Raw genomic sequence first — 20,898 nt, forward strand, 5'->3', positions numbered from 1 at the left:
GGCAATCTTAAGCCATTTCCATGGCTTGTCGCTGAGCTTTAAATGGGCAGGGCGAACCATCAATGACTAAATCACTTAGTCTCTCCGGTTTTGGTATATCTTTTTCATCAATATCGAGTTGGCTAGCCAGTAAGCGGCTAAACATTTGCCAGCTTTTTAATTGGCAAAACTCTTCGGTTTCGCCAGGATAGGGTTTAGCTAGTAATGGCGCTAAGGTTGAAGAGGAGGTGGCAAAAATGGTTAGTAACCATTTTAGTTCGCCAATGTTGAAGTGTTTTACATATCCTTGCTTGTGGCATTCAATCACAAGGTCTTCAAGAATCTTTCGTACTTGATCATCTTCTTCTAAGAAATACTCAAACAATTCTTGTTCGTTATTTACTGCATCATTAAGCAGCCTAACCGGCTGAGGGTCGACTTGTAGTGCAGCTAAGATCTTAATTAGCAAATCAAACAACTGATGACGACAAGAAAGGCCATGTTCTTGCTCAGCAACCAATAAGTTTACGTAGGCTAAAAATTGCTGGTGCATGCAGTCACATATATGCTGCCAAATCTGTAGCTTAGAGCCGAAATGATGGCGGATGAGGGTATGAGACACACCTGCTTGTTCACTAATCGCGCGCAGTGATACAACGGCATAGCCTTTACTGGCAAAAAGATCTGCGGCAGCGATTAAAATCTTAGTGCGGGTTTCTTCTGCTACTTTGGCGCTTTGTCGTCCGGTGCGTTTCTCAGTCATCTTCTATAATTACTTAACTCGAATTCACAGTGCTTTTTAAACTAAGCGTAGTCTATCATAAAATTTACTTTCCATGTGGAAAGTAAAGCTTGATCGGCAAGCAAGTGATCAATATACTTTCCGCCTGGAAAGTATATATGACTGTTTGTTCAACTGGAGCAACTAATGAGAACAAATTTAACAAACAAGGCCGTTTGGCAGCGGCTTAGTTTTGTAGGCCTGATGATGCTGGTATTGCAAGCTTGTGAACCCGCTCATTCAGAGCCAGTTACTGAAATTGTAAAACCCGTGAAGTTATTGGAAGTGCCAGAAACGTTTAACGCTGTTGACTACAACTTTGTGGCGCAAGTTCAAGCAACAAGCCGAGCTCAGTTGGCCTTTCAAGTATCAGGTGAAATACAGCAATTGAATGTGAGAATGGGGCAGTTTGTAAATAAAGGGGATTTACTTGCCGCTCTTGATCCTCATGATTTTCAGTTGGCTGTTGATGCGCGTAAAGCTCAATTTGATTTAGAGAAAGCCCGCCGTACAAGATCGGAGCAGCTATTTGCTAAGAAGTTGATTTCTGAGGATAACTACGATCAAGTTCTTACTGCCTACACAGAAGCACAAGCTAATTTGGACCAAGCGGCCACTGATTTAGCCTACACCAAGCTTCATGCGCCGTTCTCCGGGGTTGTATCACTGACTTACGCAAAGCAATTCCAGTTTGCCGGTGCAAAACAGCCAGTGTTGAGTTTGTTGGGCGATGAGCAATTAGATTTAGTCTTTAACTTACCGGTAACCATTACCGAACGCCTGAATTTAGCTGAACTACGTGAAGCAAAACTATGGGTGACCTTAGGAAACTTTAAAGGTGTCGAGTTACCCGCTCGTTTTAAAGAGATATCTACCCAACCAGATCCCGATACCAATAGTTATACGGTGACCTTAACCATCATAAGACCAGAGCACCTAAACATCTTACCTGGCATGTCTGGTGCGGTTTATGTGCGTAATGAGTCCGAAGCCGATAATGGTTTAGCCTTACCTAAAGGTGCTTTCATCCAAATTGATGAGCAGCAAGCACAAGTGTGGCGAGTGGTGCCTGAAACAATGCGAATAGAAGCAGTGGACGTACAACTAAATCAACAAGGTTTGGTTATTAAAGGTTTGGATGCTGGAGATAGCATTGTAGTTGCAGGCGCTAAATCGTTAAATGCTGGCCAGATAATACGGCCTTGGCAACGTGAAGGAGGTATTTAGAATGTTGTTAAGAATCCATACATTGGCTGCGCTAACCGTTACCACATTGCTTTCAGCTTGTAGTGAGCCGGTAGAAACTGTCACCGATAATGCCTTATCAGTATTAACTATTAGTATTAATGAGTCAGCAGCTCAGCCGGAACGAGAGTTTAATGCCCGCGTTGAGCCGGCAGAATTGACGCCTTTATCATTTCGTATTGCTGGTGAATTGACCCAAATGTCTATCAAGCCTGGTCAACACGTTAAAAAGGGTCAACTATTAGCTCAGCTTGATGATAGAAAGCTAAAACAACAAGTAGACGATGCTCAAGCTACGTTTAGCCTAGCCGAGCGCCAGTTAAACCGCGCCCAAGGCTTGGTAGGTAAAAGCTTATTGTCTCAAGAAGAATACGATGTGCTTAAAGCTAACTATGAGTTGGCAGGTGTTGATTATCAGTTGGCTAAAGCGCAGCTTAAATACAGCCAGTTGCGCGCACCATTTGAAGGCCTAGTTGCAGAAGTGCCAAAGCAGTCTTTTGAAACAGTAACGCCTGGCGAGACGGCAGTATCTATTTACCAAGATGATTTAGTTTATGTTCGCTTGCAGTTGCCCGATAACTTGCTTGCTCAAATAGACCCAACGGAACGTAACTATAATTACCAACCTAAAGCTAAATACGCAGGTAACGATACGCTTTACCCAATTACCTTTTTAGAACATACCTCGGAGCCTAATCCCGAGACCCAAGCGTTTGAGGTATGGATGAGCATGCCACAAGTCGAGCCAGCTATTTTGCCAGGAACCTCTGTCACTATGTATGTTGATTTAGATGCGGCTGGCCTGGTCGGGCGCAGTGGATACTTGTTACCTATGACAGCATTAGATCCTGGCAATAACGATCAACAATTTTATGTATGGAAAGTAACCGAAGGGCGTGCCCAAAAGGTTGAAGTTCAAGTAGCACAAATACATACCAAAGGCGTGTTAGTAAGTGAAGGCTTAAGCCAAGGCGATCAAATCATTGTTTCAAGCTTAGCCAAGCTTAGAAATGGACTTTCTGTAACCACTAAATCTCAGGAGCAATAAGCGTGACTATTGCTGAATATTCTATAAAAAATAAAGTTATAAGCTGGATGTTTTTGGTCATTCTGGCGGTTGGTGGCGTAGTGTCTTTTGCAGACCTTGGGCGATTGGAAGATCCTGCCTTTACGGTTAAAGACGCCATGGTTATTACCTCTTACCCTGGCGCTACATCTACAGAAGTAGAAGAAGAGCTGACCTATCCTCTAGAAAAGGCGATTCGCCAGTTGCCTTATTTAGATAAGGTTACTTCTACATCATCGGCTGGTTTGTCGCAAATTATGGTGAGCATGAAGATGGACTATGGTCCTGATGAACTGCCGCAAATATGGGACGAGTTAAGACGTAAAGTAAATGATCTGGAGCCCTCGTTACCGCCAGGTGTAAACCCTGTTCAGGTTATGGACGACTTTGGTGATGTTTATGGCGTAATGTTGATGGTTACCGGTGAGAACTATTCTTACGTTGAGTTAAAGCGCTATGTTGATTACTTAACACGTGAGCTAGAAGTAGTTGATGGCGTTGGGAAAATTAGCTTAGCGGGTGACCAACAAGAGCAATTGTTTGTAGAAATGTCGCTTAAACGAGTGGCAGCGCTAAACCTAGATATGAACACGGTAGCTGGATTATTAGCTCAGCAAAATGCAGTGATTAGTGCAGGTGAGGTTACTGTTAACTCTCAAACGCTTACATTGCGCCCAACCGGTGAACTAAATTCCATCGAAACCTTTGAAAACCTAATTATTCATGGTCGCGACACCGGTAATCTAATTCGCTTAAAAGACGTAGCTACCGTTACCCGTGATGTGCAGGAAGTACCCAGTAACTTGCTTAATTACAATGGTGAACCTGCACTAAACCTAGGTATTTCGTTTTCCTCTGGGGTTAACGTTGTTAAGGTGGGAGAGGCCGTAGACGCGCGTTTAGCCGAGCTTGAAAACATTAAACCTGCTGGGATTAAGATTCACACGCTTTACAATCAAGCCAAAGAAGTTGAGCAGTCGGTTAACGGTTTTGTGCTTAGTTTGGCTGAAGCGGTGGGTATCGTGATTGTGGTGCTGTTGTTTACCATGGGTTTGCGCAGCGGAGTGATCATTGGCGCCGTGTTGCTATTAACGGTGATGGGTACTTTCATATTAATGAGTATCTATGACATTGAATTGCAGCGGATCTCGCTTGGCGCATTAATTATTGCGCTAGGTATGTTGGTCGACAATGCCATTGTAGTTGTTGAAGGTATTTTGGTTGGCATGCAACGAGGCAGAACCAAAGTCCAAGCTGCTAAAGACATCGTAGAACAAACTAAGTGGCCGCTATTAGGCGCCACGGTGATTGCCATTGTAGCCTTTGCACCAATTGGCTTATCGCCTGATGCTACGGGTGAGTTTATGGGCTCACTGTTTTGGGTACTTTGTTTCTCACTCTTTTTGAGCTGGATTACCGCGATTACCTTAACGCCTTTTCTCGCTGACTTATTGTTGTCGTCTAAAACCAGCGAGAAACAACAAAACGATGATGATCCCTACAAAGGTGTTCTATTTGTTGTGTTTGGCCGTTTATTGAAGTTCTGTTTGCGCTTTAGAATGCTAACGGTAGCTGTGATGATAATGATGTTGGCTGGAGCATTTTACGGTTTTAGTCTAGTAAAGAACTCATTCTTTCCGCCATCAAATACGCCAATGTTTTACGTTGATATGTGGATGCCAGAAGGCACCGATATTCGTGATACCTACAAGCAAGTTCAAAAAGTAGAAGACTTTTTGTTAGACAAAGAGCAAGTAGAGTTTGTTACTTCTACTACAGGTCAAGGCTTGCAACGTTTTAGCCTTACTTACAGCCCAGAGAAAAGCTACGAAGCGTTTGCCCAGCTGCAAGTTCGAGTGGTTGACCGTGAACAAATGCTAGATCTGATGCGCGAGCTTGATACCAGCTTGCGTGATTCTTATAGGCAAGTGAGCTTTCAGTTCCGATTAATGGAAATTGGTCCATCTCCCGCCTCTAAGATCGAAGCGAGAATTATTGGTTCTGATCCGCAAGTACTTAGAGATATAGCCACTCAAGTTGAGGACATTTTTAATGCTGACGCTGGAGCGCGAAACATTCGTCATGATTGGCGCGAACGGACTAAAGACTTGTTGCCTCAGTTTAATGAGTCTCAAGCACGTCGCTTAGGTATTTCCAAACAAGATTTAGCTGACACCTTACAAATGGCCTTTGGTGGTAGTGCTATCGGCTTGTTTAGAGACGGCACCGAAATGCTGCCAATTGTTGTTCGTTTACCAGAAGAAGAGCGGGTTGATTTTTCAACGGTGCAAAACCTAAAGCTTTGGAGCCCGGCGCTGCAAACTTATGTGCCTATTCAGCAAGTAGTGGATGACATTAGCTTAGATTGGGTTGAACCGCTTATTCAACGCCAGGACCGCAAGCGTACGTTAACGGTATTAGCAGACCATGACATCCTTGGGGATGAAACTGCGGCTAGTTTGTTTGGTCGCTTACGTCCTCAAGTTGAAGCTATCGCTTTGCCTGTTGGTTATTCGATAGAGTGGGGTGGTGAGTACGAGTCATCAAACGATGCACAGGAAGCACTATTTAGCTCATTGCCAATGGGTTATCTGTTTATGTTCATCATTACGGTGTTTTTGTTTAACTCTATTCGCCAGCCTATTGTTATTTGGCTCACGGTGCCGTTAGCGGTAATTGGTGTGGCGATTGGCCTACTTGCAACCAACTCGGCATTTAGCTTTACCGCTTTATTAGGCGTGTTGAGTTTAAGTGGTATGGTTTTGAAAAATGGCATTGTACTGATGGATCAAATCAACATTGAAACTCACTCAGGCAAAGACCCTTACCAAGCGGTTGTTGATAGCGCAATTAGCCGGGTAAGGCCAGTGAGTATGGCAGCGTTAACCACTATTTTGGGTATGATGCCTTTAGTATTTGATGCCTTCTTTGGCTCGATGGCGGTAACCATTATGTTCGGACTTGGTTTTGCTACCGTGTTAACTCTAGTGATTGTTCCGGTATTGTATGCCTTGTTTTATCGAATAAAACCTAGCCAACCATAAATGAAAAAAGGGCGCAATTAGCGCCCTTTTTACCACCTGTAATATTTAGACCAAATACACTTGAATGTTGTTCTCGCGCAGCAGTTCAATCATCGCCTTATCGGCATTTTCGCCGGTAATCACAATATCGATCTCATCTAAACTAAACAGCGATAGCCCTCCAAATACGCCTACTTTATCCGCTGATACCATCGCGACAACTTTGTCGGCGTATTGCAGCATCTTCTTTTCTTCCATAAAGGTAAGTAAGGCAGACTTAGTTAAACCGGCTTCGGTAAGGCCGTCGCCGCTTACTATTAAATAGCGCCCCTGATACGAAGTATGGTTATCTGGGGACACTAATAAGCTTTGGCTTTTAATGTACTGCCCACCCAAAACAACTAGGTGAGGGTAGCTCTGAGAAATCAAATAAGTAAGCAAAGGCAGGTAGTTAGAGTAAACATGCACATGAGTATCAGTTAAATATTTCCCCATTAAGAATGGGATCTGCCCTTCTCCAACAAAAATGTTGTCTCTTACTTCACACAAGTCGACTGCTTTACGCGCAATGCAGTCTGACTCTTCATAGTTTTCATAGTCAGATATGTTTGGGTAAAACCCCACCATACCGGGTGAACTAACAACATTGGGCGAGAGTATCTTCTCGGCGCCGTTACGTATCTTTTTTAATTTTCCTTGGGTATCTAGGTCGATAATGTCGCGGCGAACTGTCGCAGGAGAGCAATCTAGAAGCTCTACTAATTGTTGAACACTGGCCACAGTATTCTCTTGGAGGTGTTCTAAAATTCTATTATGACGAAGCTTGGCTGGCATTTGAAAACTCTTGAAATCTTCTTGATTAAAAAAGATTGTAGTTGATTACGAATTGAAAACTTTTACCCCGATCACAGAGTTTTTGATTACAAATGATTGCCTATGATTAGAACTGACTATAAAAATGCGAGTGTTGCTGTTTTGTTAAAGCCAATCGTTATATGACGTCAAATCTAATCACCTTCTTTGACACATAAATTTCAATTTCTATACTCGGTTTAACGTGATGCGAGGGATAACAATGAATCAGGATCTGATAACAAAACAAAGCATATTGCTCGACTTTGAAGCTGAGTCTAAAGATGAAGCTTTATACAGCATATGTGCTCAATTGTTCTTGTTACGCAAAACCACAGACCCAACCGGCTTATATAACGACATTATTAAACGCGAGAACATTGTTAGTACATTTGCCGGGCAACATACTGCTATTCCCCACGTAATTACCCAACACATCAATGAACCGGTGTTGTGTTTCGTTCGAGTAAAGAGTGATGAGTTTTACTGGAATGAAGAGGATGAGGATGTTCGCATCATCTTCTTGCTTGCTGTACCTCTAAAAGAAAATTTAAAAAAGCTTAGAGAGTCTCAGTCATATGTATTTTCGTCGATTGCTCAATTAATGACAGATCCTTCGATGATAGAACTATGGCTAACAACAAATGAAGAGCGAGTGATACTCGACAGCTTGAACTTGGCCTTTGAGTCAAATTTCAAAGCAACTACGAGCATAAAGGAATAAGGAGTTAGACTAATGTCTGCTAACAATTTAAAGGTTGGCGTTCAGTCAATCGGACGTTTTTTGAGTGCGATGGTTATGCCAAATATCGGGGCATTTATCGCGTGGGGTTTAATTACAGCTTTATTCATCCCAACAGGGTGGCTACCTAACGAGAGTTTGGCCGCCTTAGTTGGACCAATGATCTTGTATTTACTACCTCTACTGATTGGTTACACCGGCGGTAAAATTGTCGGCGGAGATCGCGGAGCCGTTGCTGGTGCCGTGACCACCATGGGTGTTATTGTGGGAACCGACATCCCCATGTTTATGGGCGCGATGATAGTAGGTCCGCTGGGTGGTCTTGCAATCTCAAAGTTTGATACTTGGGTGCATGGTAAAATTAAACCGGGCTTTGAGATGTTGGTAAACAACTTCTCGCTTGGGATCATCGGCATGATCATGGCAATGGTTGCTTATGTGATTATTGGCCCTGTGGTTTCGGTGCTAACTACCGCGTTAGGCGATGGTGTGGGCTGGATTGTAGACCGTTCTTTATTGCCGCTAGTATCGATTATTGTTGAGCCAGCTAAGATCTTGTTCTTGAATAATGCAATTAACCACGGCGTATTTACTCCACTTGGTGCTGAGCAATCTGCTGAAGTTGGCGCGTCTATTTTCTATCTTATCGAAACTAACCCTGGTCCTGGTTTAGGCATTTTGCTTGCCTACATGGTTGTAGGTAAAGGTACTGCTCAAAAATCAGCGTATGGTGCATCTATTATCCACTTCTTTGGTGGTATCCACGAAATTTACTTCCCATACATCTTAATGAAACCACGCCTAATCATCGCGGTAATTGCTGGTGGTATGGCAGGTGTTGCTTTCAATATGATTACTGGTAATGCCTTAGTAGGTCCACCATCCCCTGGTTCGGTATTTGCCTTAGTGCTTATGTCTACTGGTGGTATGGGTATCATGCTAACCCTAGGTTCTATTGCTGTTGCAGCAACAACTTCATTCCTAGTTGCATCGGTGATTATTCGTCGAGACGCATCAGAGACTGATGACTTAGAAGCAGCGCAAGCAGCGGTTGATGCCAACAAAGCAGAATCAAAAGGTCAAATTCCTGCAGGTGCTAGCGCTTCAATCGCTGCCGGCGGCGAAGTGAAATCTATTGTTGTTGCTTGTGATGCAGGTATGGGCTCATCAGCCATGGGCGCCACAGTGCTAAGAGGCAAGATTAAAGATGCAGGCTTAGATATCAATGTCACCAATTCAGCCATCAACGATTTGCATGATGCCGACATTGTAATTACTCAACAAGAGTTGTCTGCCAGAGCCAAAGAGAAGTTACCTAGTGCCCGTCACGTGAGTATCGGAAACTTCATGGATGCAAGCTTCTACGACAAATTAGTCGCAAGCCTTAAAGCCTGAGCTTAGTCATTCTTTAGGTAGCGCCTACAGCACAGCAGTACCGCTGTAGGCCGCATCTTTATTAACCATTTACGTCAAATTGCCCAGCCTACGCGGCAAGGTGTTTTGCTAAATCAACAAAACGAGATAAGCATGTCCTTTTTTAAAAGTTTATTCGCTTCCAGTGAGAAAGAGACAGAGGTTGCCTCTCAACCAGAATTGGTGCAGTCAGCCACTATTGAGCAGCCAGTTGCTGCTAAAAAAGAGCCAGATTCGCTACAGGTGGAAACTAAGCAAATCTTTCTAAATCAAAATTTTAATAGCAAAGAACAAGTATTGCGTTTTGTGTCTGAACAAATGTTGGCACTAGGTTTAGTAAACGCCGATTACTTTGAGGCTTTGCAAGCAAGAGAAAACAAAGTAAGTACCTATTTAATTAACGGCGTGGCTATTCCCCATGGCGTTAACGAAGCAAAGCCCCTAGTTGCGCAAAGTGGTGTGGTTATTGTGCAAATTCCCCAGGGCATTAGTTGGAATGACAACGGCGATAGCGTGAAGCTGGTTGTCGGCATTGCAGCTAAGGGCGAAGACCATCTTAGTCTTTTACAAACCCTAACTACGGTTGTAATGGATGAGACTTTGTCAGCTCAACTAGCATCTACAGAAGAAAAGTTCGACATTATTAACGCATTAGGAGCTGGTGCTTCGGCAGAGGCTGTGGTTGAAGATGATTTTGCTATTAACCAAAGTGCTCTCATTGTGGATGAAGCGGGTATGCATGCTCGCCCAGCAAGTTTGCTTAGCGAACAAGCGTCCAGTTTTGCCAATACTCAGATTCGCATTCGAAACGGTGAGCAATCTGCCAATGCAAAATCTATGGCTGCATTATTGGCCATGGGCGCAAAATTGGGAGATTCAGTCGTTGTTTCTGCCGAAGGTGAGCAAGCCGAACAAGCGGTTCAGCTATTGGCAGACATGATCAAAGCGGGCCTAGACAGTGAAGAAGATAACGCTAACGCGGAGTTTAATCCTTTAGCGGGCTTGCCGGCTTTAGCTAATGCCACTGGTGATGCGGTGTTGCAGGGCATGGCAGCCTCACCAGGCATTGCTGCTGCGCCTATATTTGTATTGCGTGCTTCAAACATTAATGTCGAGCAGCAAGGCAGTGGCGAAAGTAATGAAAAGCAAGCACTACAAGAAGCGCTAAGTAAAGCCGCTGAACAAAGCGACGAGTTACATAACAAGCTGTTAGAAAAAGCCCCACAAGAAGCCGCTATTCTAAAAGCGCAAAAACAGCTACTAAGCGACGAAGCGATAAATCAAGAATGCTTGCAATATATAAAGCAAGGCAACAGCGCTGCTTGGTCTTGGCAACAAGCCCTAACGTCTCAAATTGATGCTTTATCTAAAGTAGAAGACGAGCGACTAAAGGCACGCATAGCCGATCTAAATGATGTAAGCCAGCGTGTTATCGCCATTCTTACCTCAGCTGAAACACTAAGTTTCCCTGATGAAGAGTTCATTTTGTTGGCAAAAGATCTTTCACCTTCGCAAACTGCCGGCTTAGAAGGCAAAGCGATAAAAGCCATTGCTACCGAGTTAGGTGGACCTAACAGTCATATGGCGATTTTAGCGCGCGGCTTGGGTATTCCTGCAGTGGTTGGCGTTGGCGCTGGCAAGTTGTGCGAAGTGGCAGACCAACAAATGGCAGTGGTCGATCCGCAAAGTGCTAGCGTAGTGATTAACCCTAGTAGTGAAACACTAGAGCAAGCAAGCCAAAACATCGACACTTGGTTACAAATGCGTTTGGCCGAAGCAGAGCATCAACATGAACCTGCTGTAACTAAAGATGGCCGCCATATTGAGGTAGTTTGTAACATCGCTAAACCTAAAGATGCACCAAGTATCTTGGAAAATGGCGGAGAAGGCGCAGGCTTACTTAGAACCGAGTTTTTGTTTGAAGCTTCAAGCGAAGAACCTTCTATTGAGCAACAGATAGACGCACTTAAAAGCATCGCGAAGGAGCTTGGCGATCGCCAACTTGTTGTAAGAACAGCGGATATTGGTGGTGACAAACCGGTGTCGTGGATGGATATGCCGCACGAAGATAACCCGTTTTTAGGGGTTCGTGGCGTACGTTTATCGTTTAAACACCAAGACATGTTTGAACGTCAACTAGAAGCCATCTATCGCACAGCAATTTGGCAAGTAAAACAATTTGGTAAATCAGGGATCCACATTATGTTCCCAATGATCGCCAAAATGTCTGAATGGACCAAAGCCAAAGAAATGGCCGATAAAATTCGTGTGTCACTTAATGCACCTGAACTGCCCTTAGGCATTATGGTTGAAGTGCCATCTGCCGCTTTAGTGGCCGACACCTTAGCTAAACATGTCGATTTCTTCTCTATCGGTTCTAACGATTTAACCCAATACACCTTAGCGATGGACAGACTAAACCCGGAGTTGTGCTGTGAAGCTGATAGCTACCATCCAGGTTTGTTGAGGTTAATTTCAATGACCGTTAAAGCAGCCACTGCCAACGGTAAGTGGGTAGGGGTGTGCGGCAACATGGCAGCCGACCCTAACATTGCTTGTTTATTAGTGGGAATGGGGGTTCAAGAGCTGTCAGTAAGTCCAGCTAATGTTCCAGCAGTAAAAAACATCATTCGTTCGGTGTCTTACAGCAAGTTGCAGGCTAAAGCAGAAAAAGCCCTGCAAATGTGTAGCTCCGAAGCCGTCATGGCGATGTACAAAAACCATGATGATCTTATTTAGTAGAAAACAGAATATAAAGAGTAGGTATCAAGATGACTAGTCAATACGAAAAATATCAACAACTAGACCAAGCAACACCAAATACCACCAGCACTTGGAACATGTACGGCGCCGGTGTAGAAAACATTGGTAAAGATAATCAGCCAGAACTATTCAATGTACCTGAACCAGCAGATAACCAACTGTTAGTGCGAGTTGACGCAGTAGGCCTGTGCTTTTCTGACGTTAAGTTAATTAACCAAGGTAGTTCGCACCCTAAACTGTACAACCGAGATTTACGCAAAGAACCAACGCGTTTGGGACACGAAGCCACTCTCACGGTAGTTAAAGTAGGTGAAGGTCTTAGTGATGAATATAAAGTGGGTGAACGTTACGCGATGCAGCCAGATATTTACCAAAATGGTAAGAGTACCGCCTACGGTTATACGGTTCCTGGCGGCTTAACTCAGTATCACTTAATTGGCCCAGAAGTATTAGAAACTGATACAGGTTCATGTTTGCTCAAAGTGTCTGATGAACTAGGTTTTGCTGAAGCAGCCTTACTTGAGCCTTGGGGATGTGTTTGGGCGTCTTATACCCAGCGTCGTCGCTTAGAGCCAAAGCAAGGCGGTGTAATGTGGATTACTGGCCAAGCCGATGACCAATTAGCTTATGGTTTTTCTAAAGGCTTAGAAGCACCTGCCACTGTAATTCTTAGCAACGTACCAGAAGCTTTTCGTCTTTTGGTAGAAAGCAAAGCTAAAAATGTGTTGATTCGCAACGACATTAACGCTGGCAACTTAGAGCAAGCAGTTGCTGAGTTTACCGATGGCGTAGGCTTTGATGACATTGTGGTACTAGCGCCACAATCAGCCGACGAACTAACCAGTATTGCTAAACATGTTGCCCGTCGCGGCACCATGAATATGGTAGGTAAGAAGCCAGTAGATGGTTTAGTAAATGCCGATGTTGGCCGTTTACATTACGACTACGTAGCCTTTATTGGTAATAGTGGTGTAGATGTTGCCGACTCCTACGGTGAGCAGCGCAACCGCTGTGATTTAAGAAAAGATGGCTTTGCAGTTTTTGTTGGTGCCGGTGGCCCAATGGGTCAAATGCATGTTCAGCGCGCAATTGAGCTTAAAGACGGTCCACGTCAAGTGATTGTGACCGACATTAACGACCAGCGTTTAGCCGAAATTGAAGCGCGTTTTGCTAGCTTAACCGAAAGCAACAACTGTGAGTTGGTGACTTACAACCCAATTAACAACCCAGTGAGCCTGTCAGAATTTGTAGAGTCTCATAGTAAAGGCAAGTTAGCTGACGACGTAGTGGTGTGTGTACCAAATGCCGATATCATGGCCGAGTCAGCTACCTTTATGAAAGATGACGGCATGTTGGTATTGTTTGCTGGTGTTCCTAATGGCACCTTGGCACCGGTAGACTTTAGTTCTGTTTACCTTAGTAATGCCCAATACACAGGTACGTCAGGCTTAACAATTGAAGACCAAACAGTGGTGATGGATAACACTGTAGCGGGTAACATTGCTCCTGCCATTTGTGTAGCAGCTATTGGCGGTATGAATGTGGCTAAAGATGGTATTGAAGCGATGATTGATGCTAAATACCCAGGCAAGATCCTGATCTTCCCACAGCTAGAAGATTTACCGCTATTAGGGTTAGATGAACTAGCTGAACAGTTACCTACTGTGGCAAATGCCTTAGGTAAAGGTAACACCTGGAACATTGCAGCAGAAAAAGCCTTGTTCGAAGCTTACTTATAAGGAATGACAATGATTTACACATTAACACTAAATCCAGCTGCTGATTTAGAGCTGCAAATAGATGAGTTTGCTTTTGATAGTGTAAGTCGTGCCAATCACTCACGCCTAGATTGCGGTGGAAAGGGTTTTAATGTATCTCGGATGCTTAAAAACCTTGGTGTAACAAGCACCGCAATGGGTTTTATTGGTGGCTTTACTGGTCAACGCCTAGCAAGCGAATTGAGTAAAATGGACATTAAAAGCCAATTTACTCAAATAGCAGGCGAAACCCGCACCAACGTTACCGTTGTGGAAGCGGGGAACAAGCGACATATTAAAGTGAATGAAGCGGGCCCAGAAGTTAGCCCAGAAGAGCTAAAAAGCTTAGTCGACCAAGTTAAGCAAAACCTCCACGCAGGTGACTGGTGGGTATTAGGTGGCAGTTTACCTAAGGGCGTAAGAGCTAACTTTTATGCAGAGCTTATTACACTGATTGAAAATGCTGGCGCACATGCGGTATTAGACACCAGTGGAGAGGCTCTGCGAGAAGGGATTTTGGCTCAGCCAAGCTTAGTTAAACCTAACCTTGATGAAGCTCAAGAGCTATTGGGTTTAAGTAGCGAGGAGTTAAAACAAACTCAAGGCTGGACCCAAGCTTTACTCGCCATGGGACCTAAGAACTTAGTAGTGTCTCTGGGTAAAAAAGGCGCGCTAATGGCAAATGAACAGCAATGCGCCGAGTTTACCAGCCCGAGCATTGTTGAAGCTAACCCTATTGGGGCCGGAGATTCTATGGTGGCCGGGTTGGTTTGGCGCCTAAGTTTAGGCGAATCATTAGCTCAGGCTTTACCTTATGGCTTGGCTTGTGGCGCTGCATCCGCTAGTCGACAGGGCACTGATTTAGGTTCACTTGATCAAGTAGAGCAACTTAGAAAAGAAATAAACTAAGTTTTAGAAGCTACTGCAAAAAGGCTTATCGAAAGATAAGCCTTTTTTATTGGGTTAATTGAAACTTACTTCAAGCTAAACGCTGCATCTATTTGTATCCCCCGGCTATTTCTGGTTCTACTTGTTTTAGGGTAACTAAATTGCGTTGTATGGCTTCTTCTGGCAGCGGAATAAAACCGTATTTGCGCATTCTTTGTTGCGCTTCTTGTGTCTGAACATATTGAACAAACTGTTTAAATGCAGGGGCAGGGTAATTGCCGCTAGGTGCCAAATTTACGTACATATAGTAGACGTTGGCGAGGGGGTAACGACCCGACAAAATAGTTTCGTGGTTTAGGTCAAAATAGTCGCCGCTTGAATCAATAAGCTGCAGGGCTTTGGCTTGGTCGAAATTGCTTTGATATAAGGTATAGGCAATAGCATTTGGCTGTTGGTTAAGGGTAGCTAAAAGTTGAGCTGCTTCAAGCTGTTTTACAGGGCTTTGTTGTTCGCCTTTGCAGGTAACGAGATCGGTAAACTTCTTGTGTTGCTTGAGTTCGTTTAAGCCTGCGTAAGTTTGTATCTGATCCTCACTGGAGCTCAGTTTTAGTGCATTCCAGCTTGGTGAGGTGTTTGTGGCGTTACATGCAAATAGTTTTGCTAGAGAGGGCATATCTATGGCGTTAACCGGATTCTCTGGGTGAACTAATATTGCTGCTGCATCAGAACTGAAAAACAGTTCGGTGGGTTGGTAACCATAACGCCTAACAAACTTGGCCATGTCGCTGTCTAGCCAACGTTGAGAGCTAATGCCAACGTAGCCTTTACCTTCAATAAAACTGTGCGCAACATTATTAGTTTTGATGATGCCAAGTTGCTTGCTTAGTTGTGCATGTTTAACTAGCTCTATTACAGGCTCTACTAGCTCGTTTTCTACAATTACGCGATGATGATTATTAGCCTGAGCATTAAAGCTAAACAGAAAACAAACAGATACAAGTACGCTACGAGATAGAATCATTGTTTAACTCCTTGTTGGTTCGTACCTTGTTCTGAGCTGTATATGGTCCACTGTTGTTGGGCTTGCATTTGTTGCTCTTTAAACACCGCTATCACTCGCCGCTTTCGCTGTTCTAGTTTTGCGGTGTATTCAGTTTCTTGGTAGTACTCTTGCACCAGTATTTGGTCTGGGCTTATGCCTTTATCAAATAGCGCTTGGCTAATGGCATTGGTGCGCTTTACGGCTAGTTGATGATTGTAATCTTCGCTACCTTCACTACTGGTATCACCAATTAAGGTAACTTGCAGTGTGGGTTGTTGTTTAAGCTGAAGAGCAATTTTGTGTAATGTCTCTGTTTGATCACTCCTGAGAGTCGCACTATCCAGATCAAATAGAATACTTTGAACCAGATAGCTTTGGTGACTAAGCCAAACAGCACAGCCATTGTTGTCGACAATCGTTCCAGCTTGAGTGTTTCGGCACTTGTCTCGTTGGTTGATGACTCCGTCGTTGTCGTGATCTCGTAGATCATCAATTTGGTGGCGACTTAGCCGAGTGTCTGGTTGGTGGGAGCAAGCTATTAGTAAGCTGGCACTAAACACAGTTGCGATAAGTTTAATCATTTATTGTTCGATCCTGTTTGCCATTGTTCGGGATACTCAACACGTAACGCGTATGTTAATCGTCCCATTGCATTTAAGATCCTATAAGCTGCTAGGGTGTGTTCGTAATCGGTTTCTATATAATTTTTACGGGCTAGAAACACTTCTACCTTGGCATCTAATACGTCTAACAAGCTGCGCCTTCCAACATTAAACTGCTCGATGTACCCCAGCTCTGCAGCTTTTGCTGCGTCTACATTTACCTGTAATAGCTGTTTTTGTTGAGCCAGAAGCTCGTAGGCGTGCCAAGCTAATGTAGTGCCTTCTACAACCTCGCGTTGGGCGCGAATTCTGGTATTTCTGGCTTGTTCACTACGCCATGCTGCTGCTTCGGTATTGGCTATGGTTCTGCCACCGCTAAAAATGTCGTAACTCATGGTGAGCATTATTCGAGCATCACGATCAGGGCCTCTCAATCCACCTACGTTTTCATTGCGGTTGGCCACTGCTTCGATATTAAACTCTGGGTAGTAATTACCTTTTTCTCGGCGAGTTTCTTGGTGAGCGGCTTCTATGTCAGCCATTGCTGACTGGATTTCTGGGTGCGCGTCAATACCTTGCTGAATGGCAATTTCTTTATTGGGTGGAATAAGCTGATAATCGAATTGTGGTTTAACCAGATTATCGGGAATTTTACCGACTAAGCGGGTGTATTGAGTGCGCAAATCGTAGAGGTTGTTGGTTGCCGCAATCATCGAGCTTTTTGAAGTGGCCACACGAGCGGATATTTGTGCAAGGTCTGAATTACTACTTAAGCCTTTTTGAGTGCGCTCCAAAATATCATCATAAATTTCTTCATGCTCAACAACATTTCGCTGGCTTAACTCTAATACCGTTTGAGCTTTTAAAGTATTCAGATAAACGCGTATTACATCTAATGCAACGTTTTCGGCGTCTGATAACAGCAATAAACGTTCAGATTCAGCCTCAAAGCTTAATCGAGATATATTGGCGTTGGTTTTTAAGCCGTCAAATAGTAATTGGGACGCTTTAATGCCTACCTCTGTTCGGTTCATGTTTCGCTCGTCGCTGGGTATTTGTACACCACTGTTATAGTAGGTGTCTTCGTAACCAGCTGCGGCGTAAACATTAAGCTGTGGCAAATAGTCTGCTTGAGCACCGTCTACATCGCGCAACACAGATTGAAAGCGTGCGTATTGCCCAGCAATGTCTGGGCTGTAATCAATAGCGTAAGCTACCGACTGTTCAAGTGACAACGCTGCGGCATTTGCGCTAAATAGGCAAGCCACAGCGGTTATTACAGATGATCGCATTCCTTTTCCTCATCCGTTAGGGTTCACGAAGAGCGTTAGCTTTAGCCCGCAATAAAGGTTTCAGCCAGTAGCTCAATACAGATTTTTCCCCGGTTAGTATGTCCACCATAGCTTGCATACCGGGGATTACTTGCAAGTTAGTGTTGTTTGTTTGGTCTAATTGAATATGGGCTTGGTAATAGGTGCTGCCATCTTCGTCTTGAAGGGCATCTGGGCTAACGTAGCTCACAACTCCTTGTTGGCCGCCGTACACTACAAAGTCAAAGGCGGTAAACTTCACCATGGCGGGCAAGCCTGTCCGGATGAAGCCAATATCTTTAGGGGCAATTTTAGTTTCAATTATCAATTGACTATCTTTAGGGACAATTTCCATTATTGCTTCACCTGGACGAATCACCCCACCGACAGACCTAACAAGAATATCCTTAACGGTCCCGTCTATGGGAGCAACCAGCTTGGTTCTATTTAGTTGATCAGCAACAGCGTGTTGACTTTCATCTAACTGAGCGAGTTTTGCTGATACTTCGTTAAGCTGTGCTTGTGCTTTGGTTCTGAATTCAACGGCTATGTTACGACGCTCTAAGATTGCTTCGTTAATAGCAGCCTTTAGTTTGCTGGCCATCAGTTGTGCGCTTGCGATATCCCCATCCAGCTGAATTTTGTCGCGTTGTAGTTTTAGTAATTCGACTTTTGCAACAGCACCGCTAGCAACTACGTCTTCTAACATTGATATTTCTTGCGCTACTACGGCTAAGCTGTGTTGTAGAGTTTGCTGATTGCCAAGCGCCTCGTTAAGCGCTTGGGTTTGTTGTTCTATTGCTAAAGTTGCTTCTTCTAGTTGCGCGTTAAGTTGGCGGATCCGTTGTTGGTAGTTGGCGGTAGCATTAGTTTGAGCCCGTTGGTTTTGGTTAATAAAGCTTAACTCAAGAGGTTTGACTAACACTTGGCTCGTCCAATTGTTGCTAGCATTGTTTATATTAACGCTGGCTAACTCGGCTATGAGGCGAGTTTCTTGAGCGAGCAGGGTGCTACGTTGTTGTTCGCTCTCTTGAAAAGCCGCTCTAAAACGGGTGTCTTCTAAAGACAATAGATGTTGGCCTTGGCTAACTTGATCCCCCACTTCTACATATAGCTGTTTAACAATGCCGCCTTCTAAACTTTGAATTTTGCTAATGGCAGATGAGGGTACTACTTTGCCATTACCCACAATAACTTCATCTAAAGTAGCCAATGCAGCCCATACAACTAAGCAGATGATAAGGCATCCGCAAAGCCATATTATGTGCCTAGATTGTTGCGCTAAGCGTTGTTGTTGCCAAGCAAGTTGATTAGTCATGTTTGGCCTCCCTTACCACACTAACAGAGTGACGTTTTTTACTTTGAAGCCCTAGGATTACATCGGCTTTATCATTGGCGACGATATGGCCCCTTTCCAATACGATGATCCGATCACAAATACTAAGTAAACTTTGTTGGTGCGAACTTATGACTATGCTCATGTCGCGGGGGAGTTTAGCTAAGCTGTGTTTCACTAAACTTTGGCTGTTGTTATCTAAGGCGCTGACAGGTTCGTCTAGCAGCAGTAGTTTGGGTTTACGGTATAAAGCTCTAGCTAGAGCAACTGCTTGCCTCTGGCCTCCTGATAACAACATACCGCGTTCGCCCACTTGGCTTTCGAGTCCGTTACTCATTCTGCTTAAATGGGCCTGTAAGCCAGAATGTTGAATCGCCCAGGTTAGTTTTTCTTCATCTAGCGATGTGGTACCTAGCAAAATGTTTTGTATTACCGTGCCAAACACCAATACCGGGTCTTGTCCTAACCAGCCTATGTGTTGGCGTAATACTGTTGGTGCCCACAATGAGGCATCGATGTCTTGGTAGCTGATTTGACCAGAGCTAGGTGCATATTGATTAGCCATTAATGAAATAAGGCTAGACTTGCCAGAGCCCGCGTTGCCAATTAGCCCTAAGCGCTCACCAGGCATTAATTGTAGGTTAATGTCACTTAAGGCATTAAAATTTTGCTCTGGATAGCAAAAGCTCACGTTTTCAAAACTGATTTTACCTTCAAAGTTGTTTGCTTGGACTTTATGCTCTGCTTGATGTTCTTGCGGTAATGCCATCACTTGCTCGAGCCCTTGTATTGCTGCTCGGCATTGTTGGTAACGTAAAATAAGCATAGATAACTGATTAATTGAACCAGCTGCTCGTCCGCTTAACATTACAATTGCGATTAATCCGCCCATACTCAGTAATCCCTCTGAGATACGGTAAACACCAATAACCACCAGCCCAATGGTGACAACTTGTTGGCTAGTAACTATTGAGTGGCTAATTAGATTGCTTAGATGGCGAGAGCGAATTTGCCAATCGCCCAATTGGCTTGTTGTTTGCTCCCATTTTCGCTGATTGACGCCTTCAGCGTTAAATTGCTTTAGCTCGGTAAGGGTAGTGAGGCTTTCAAAAAGCTCTGCCTGTCGTTGGGTAGAGAGCTTTGCACTTTGTTCCATACTGGCAGCGATTCTAGCTTTCATTATCAAACTAAAGATAATTAAACCGCTTAACACAGCTAATGGAACAAACACCATTGGCCCACCGAGCCATGCAATCAAGGCTAAGAAAAAGAGCGTAAAAGGAAGGTCAACCAAGGTGACTAAAGTTACCGAGGTAAAAAAATCTCGAACACTATCAAAGTCTTGTATTTGCCTAGAAAACGCACCCACTGATTGTGGTTTGTTTTCTAAACGCATGCCTAATACCTTCTCCATAATGCTAGCTGAGATGGTGTTATCTATTTGCTTACCCGCCATGTCGGTGATGTTGCTACGCGCTTTACGTAGCAACCAATCAAATATCAGTGCAATAGTTACGCCTATAGCAAGTGTCCATAGGGTATTAAGGGCTTGGTTTGGCACCACGCGGTCGTAAACATTCATGGTAAACAACGGAACTACCATGGCTAATAGATTGATGAAGATAGACGCGACCAGTAAATCTCTAAACCACGGTTTTGCTTGGTCAAGAGCCTTATAGATCCAATGCGTTTTTTTACCTTGGTGTAATTGTTCAACTCTTTGATCGGTGTTTTGTAGCGGGGTTATCAACCATGCTTGTTCGGTAGCTTCTGCCATAAAGTCTGCGATAGCTTGTTGCTGGCTATTAGGCTGGTTGGTGTTTTGATAGATAACTACTTCTTTGGTGATCGAAGAGACAATGCGTAACTGTTGCTGTTTATCAACCACCAACAAAAGTCCGGTAAATTGCTTAAGTTGAATAAGTTTAATCGGTGTGGCTGAAAGCCCCGCCTGTATACAAGCTCGTGCATAGTAGTCAGCTTCTAGCTTGCCGTTTGCAAGCGGTAAGCCTCTAACAGTCACCGACTTATTGAAATGGAGACTGAAATATTTGCATAGCCACTCTATGCTTTCTAGCCAAGCATCCTGCTTATCCATG

Annotated in this window: 15 protein-coding genes; 8 read left to right on the forward strand and 7 right to left on the reverse strand. The window is 44.0% G+C overall.

Annotated elements, in window-relative coordinates; genetic code table 11:
- Positions 1–7 precede the first annotated feature (7 nt).
- Entirely contained in the window at positions 8–742 is a 735-nt protein-coding gene (locus OV592_RS10255) for a TetR/AcrR family transcriptional regulator (RefSeq protein WP_221073748.1), read from the reverse strand.
- A 165-nt stretch (positions 743–907) separates the two neighbouring features.
- Here OV592_RS10255 and OV592_RS10260 point away from each other — a divergent pair, with 165 nt between their 5' ends.
- The 3 genes from OV592_RS10260 to OV592_RS10270 are packed head-to-tail and all read left to right on the forward strand — an operon-like array spanning position 908 to position 6,115.
- The gene (locus OV592_RS10260; RefSeq protein WP_406611309.1) at positions 908–1,987 is read left to right on the forward strand and encodes an efflux RND transporter periplasmic adaptor subunit; all 1,080 of its coding nucleotides are present in this window, start codon (positions 908–910) and stop codon (positions 1,985–1,987) included.
- Position 1,988: 1 nt separating this feature from the next.
- Positions 1,989–3,053: an efflux RND transporter periplasmic adaptor subunit gene (locus OV592_RS10265; protein ID WP_406611310.1), complete on the forward strand. Its 1,065-nt coding sequence runs from the start codon at positions 1,989–1,991 to the stop codon at positions 3,051–3,053.
- A gap of 2 nt (positions 3,054–3,055) precedes the next feature.
- Positions 3,056–6,115, forward strand: coding sequence for an efflux RND transporter permease subunit (locus OV592_RS10270; RefSeq protein ID WP_406611311.1), 3,060 nt, complete (start codon positions 3,056–3,058; stop codon positions 6,113–6,115).
- Between the two features lie 45 nt (positions 6,116–6,160).
- On the opposite strand, the gene OV592_RS10275 is transcribed toward OV592_RS10270, so the two are convergent.
- The gene (locus OV592_RS10275) at positions 6,161–6,928 is read right to left on the reverse strand and encodes a DeoR family transcriptional regulator (protein ID WP_406611312.1); all 768 of its coding nucleotides are present in this window, start codon (positions 6,926–6,928) and stop codon (positions 6,161–6,163) included.
- Positions 6,929–7,169: 241 nt separating this feature from the next.
- On the opposite strand from OV592_RS10275, the gene OV592_RS10280 reads away from it, so the two are divergent.
- The 5 genes from OV592_RS10280 (at position 7,170) to pfkB (ending at position 14,530) form a co-directional block, all read left to right on the forward strand.
- Positions 7,170–7,670: a PTS sugar transporter subunit IIA gene (locus OV592_RS10280; protein WP_016403309.1), complete on the forward strand. Its 501-nt coding sequence runs from the start codon at positions 7,170–7,172 to the stop codon at positions 7,668–7,670.
- A gap of 12 nt (positions 7,671–7,682) precedes the next feature.
- Positions 7,683–9,083, forward strand: a complete 1,401-nt coding sequence (locus OV592_RS10285; protein ID WP_338626311.1) for a PTS mannitol transporter subunit IICBA — start codon at positions 7,683–7,685, stop codon at positions 9,081–9,083.
- Positions 9,084–9,215: 132 nt separating this feature from the next.
- Entirely contained in the window at positions 9,216–11,840 is a 2,625-nt protein-coding gene (gene ptsP / locus OV592_RS10290; RefSeq protein WP_406611313.1) for a phosphoenolpyruvate--protein phosphotransferase, read from the forward strand.
- 32 nt (positions 11,841–11,872) lie between these two features.
- Positions 11,873–13,603, forward strand: a complete 1,731-nt coding sequence (locus OV592_RS10295; protein ID WP_406611314.1) for an alcohol dehydrogenase catalytic domain-containing protein — start codon at positions 11,873–11,875, stop codon at positions 13,601–13,603.
- A gap of 9 nt (positions 13,604–13,612) precedes the next feature.
- Positions 13,613–14,530: a 1-phosphofructokinase gene (gene pfkB / locus OV592_RS10300; protein WP_338626313.1), complete on the forward strand. Its 918-nt coding sequence runs from the start codon at positions 13,613–13,615 to the stop codon at positions 14,528–14,530.
- 88 nt (positions 14,531–14,618) lie between these two features.
- Here the strand turns inward: pfkB and OV592_RS10305 are convergent, their stop codons facing one another.
- From OV592_RS10305 to OV592_RS10325, 5 genes are read right to left on the reverse strand one after another with little or no spacing between them, the layout of a single operon-like run.
- On the reverse strand, positions 14,619–15,530 hold the full coding sequence (locus tag OV592_RS10305; protein ID WP_406611315.1) for a PstS family phosphate ABC transporter substrate-binding protein: 912 nt from the start codon (positions 15,528–15,530) through the stop codon (positions 14,619–14,621).
- Positions 15,527–16,132, reverse strand: coding sequence for an OmpA family protein (locus OV592_RS10310; protein ID WP_406611316.1), 606 nt, complete (start codon positions 16,130–16,132; stop codon positions 15,527–15,529). Before OV592_RS10310 ends, OV592_RS10305 begins: the two co-directional genes overlap by 4 nt.
- Positions 16,129–17,445: a TolC family outer membrane protein gene (locus OV592_RS10315; RefSeq protein WP_406611317.1), complete on the reverse strand. Its 1,317-nt coding sequence runs from the start codon at positions 17,443–17,445 to the stop codon at positions 16,129–16,131. Before OV592_RS10315 ends, OV592_RS10310 begins: the two co-directional genes overlap by 4 nt.
- Positions 17,446–17,461: 16 nt before the next feature.
- Positions 17,462–18,781, reverse strand: coding sequence for an HlyD family type I secretion periplasmic adaptor subunit (locus tag OV592_RS10320; protein WP_152784771.1), 1,320 nt, complete (start codon positions 18,779–18,781; stop codon positions 17,462–17,464).
- Entirely contained in the window at positions 18,774–20,897 is a 2,124-nt protein-coding gene (locus OV592_RS10325) for a type I secretion system permease/ATPase (protein ID WP_406611318.1), read from the reverse strand. The genes OV592_RS10320 and OV592_RS10325 overlap by 8 nt, the downstream gene beginning before the upstream one ends.
- Position 20,898: the final 1 nt, after the last annotated feature.

The sequence above is a fragment of the Agarivorans sp. JK6 genome (genome assembly GCF_045277145.1).
GTDB lineage: Bacteria > Pseudomonadota > Gammaproteobacteria > Enterobacterales > Celerinatantimonadaceae > Agarivorans > Agarivorans albus.

Excerpts from the sequence above, each read along its gene's own strand:
- OV592_RS10315 (WP_406611317.1), bottom strand. The coding sequence starts at position 17,445 with ATGCGATCATCTGTAATAACCGCTGTGGCTTGCCTATTTAGCGCAAAT.
- OV592_RS10295 (WP_406611314.1), top strand. The coding sequence starts at position 11,873 with ATGACTAGTCAATACGAAAAATATCAACAACTAGACCAAGCAACACCA.
- OV592_RS10325 (WP_406611318.1), bottom strand. The coding sequence starts at position 20,897 with ATGGATAAGCAGGATGCTTGGCTAGAAAGCATAGAGTGGCTATGCAAA.
- OV592_RS10285 (WP_338626311.1), top strand. The coding sequence starts at position 7,683 with ATGTCTGCTAACAATTTAAAGGTTGGCGTTCAGTCAATCGGACGTTTT.
- OV592_RS10275 (WP_406611312.1), bottom strand. The coding sequence starts at position 6,928 with ATGCCAGCCAAGCTTCGTCATAATAGAATTTTAGAACACCTCCAAGAG.
- OV592_RS10260 (WP_406611309.1), top strand. The coding sequence starts at position 908 with ATGAGAACAAATTTAACAAACAAGGCCGTTTGGCAGCGGCTTAGTTTT.
- OV592_RS10255 (WP_221073748.1), bottom strand. The coding sequence starts at position 742 with ATGACTGAGAAACGCACCGGACGACAAAGCGCCAAAGTAGCAGAAGAA.
- pfkB (WP_338626313.1), top strand. The coding sequence starts at position 13,613 with ATGATTTACACATTAACACTAAATCCAGCTGCTGATTTAGAGCTGCAA.
- OV592_RS10280 (WP_016403309.1), top strand. The coding sequence starts at position 7,170 with ATGAATCAGGATCTGATAACAAAACAAAGCATATTGCTCGACTTTGAA.
- ptsP (WP_406611313.1), top strand. The coding sequence starts at position 9,216 with ATGTCCTTTTTTAAAAGTTTATTCGCTTCCAGTGAGAAAGAGACAGAG.
- OV592_RS10265 (WP_406611310.1), top strand. The coding sequence starts at position 1,989 with ATGTTGTTAAGAATCCATACATTGGCTGCGCTAACCGTTACCACATTG.
- OV592_RS10305 (WP_406611315.1), bottom strand. The coding sequence starts at position 15,530 with ATGATTCTATCTCGTAGCGTACTTGTATCTGTTTGTTTTCTGTTTAGC.
- OV592_RS10320 (WP_152784771.1), bottom strand. The coding sequence starts at position 18,781 with ATGACTAATCAACTTGCTTGGCAACAACAACGCTTAGCGCAACAATCT.
- OV592_RS10310 (WP_406611316.1), bottom strand. The coding sequence starts at position 16,132 with ATGATTAAACTTATCGCAACTGTGTTTAGTGCCAGCTTACTAATAGCT.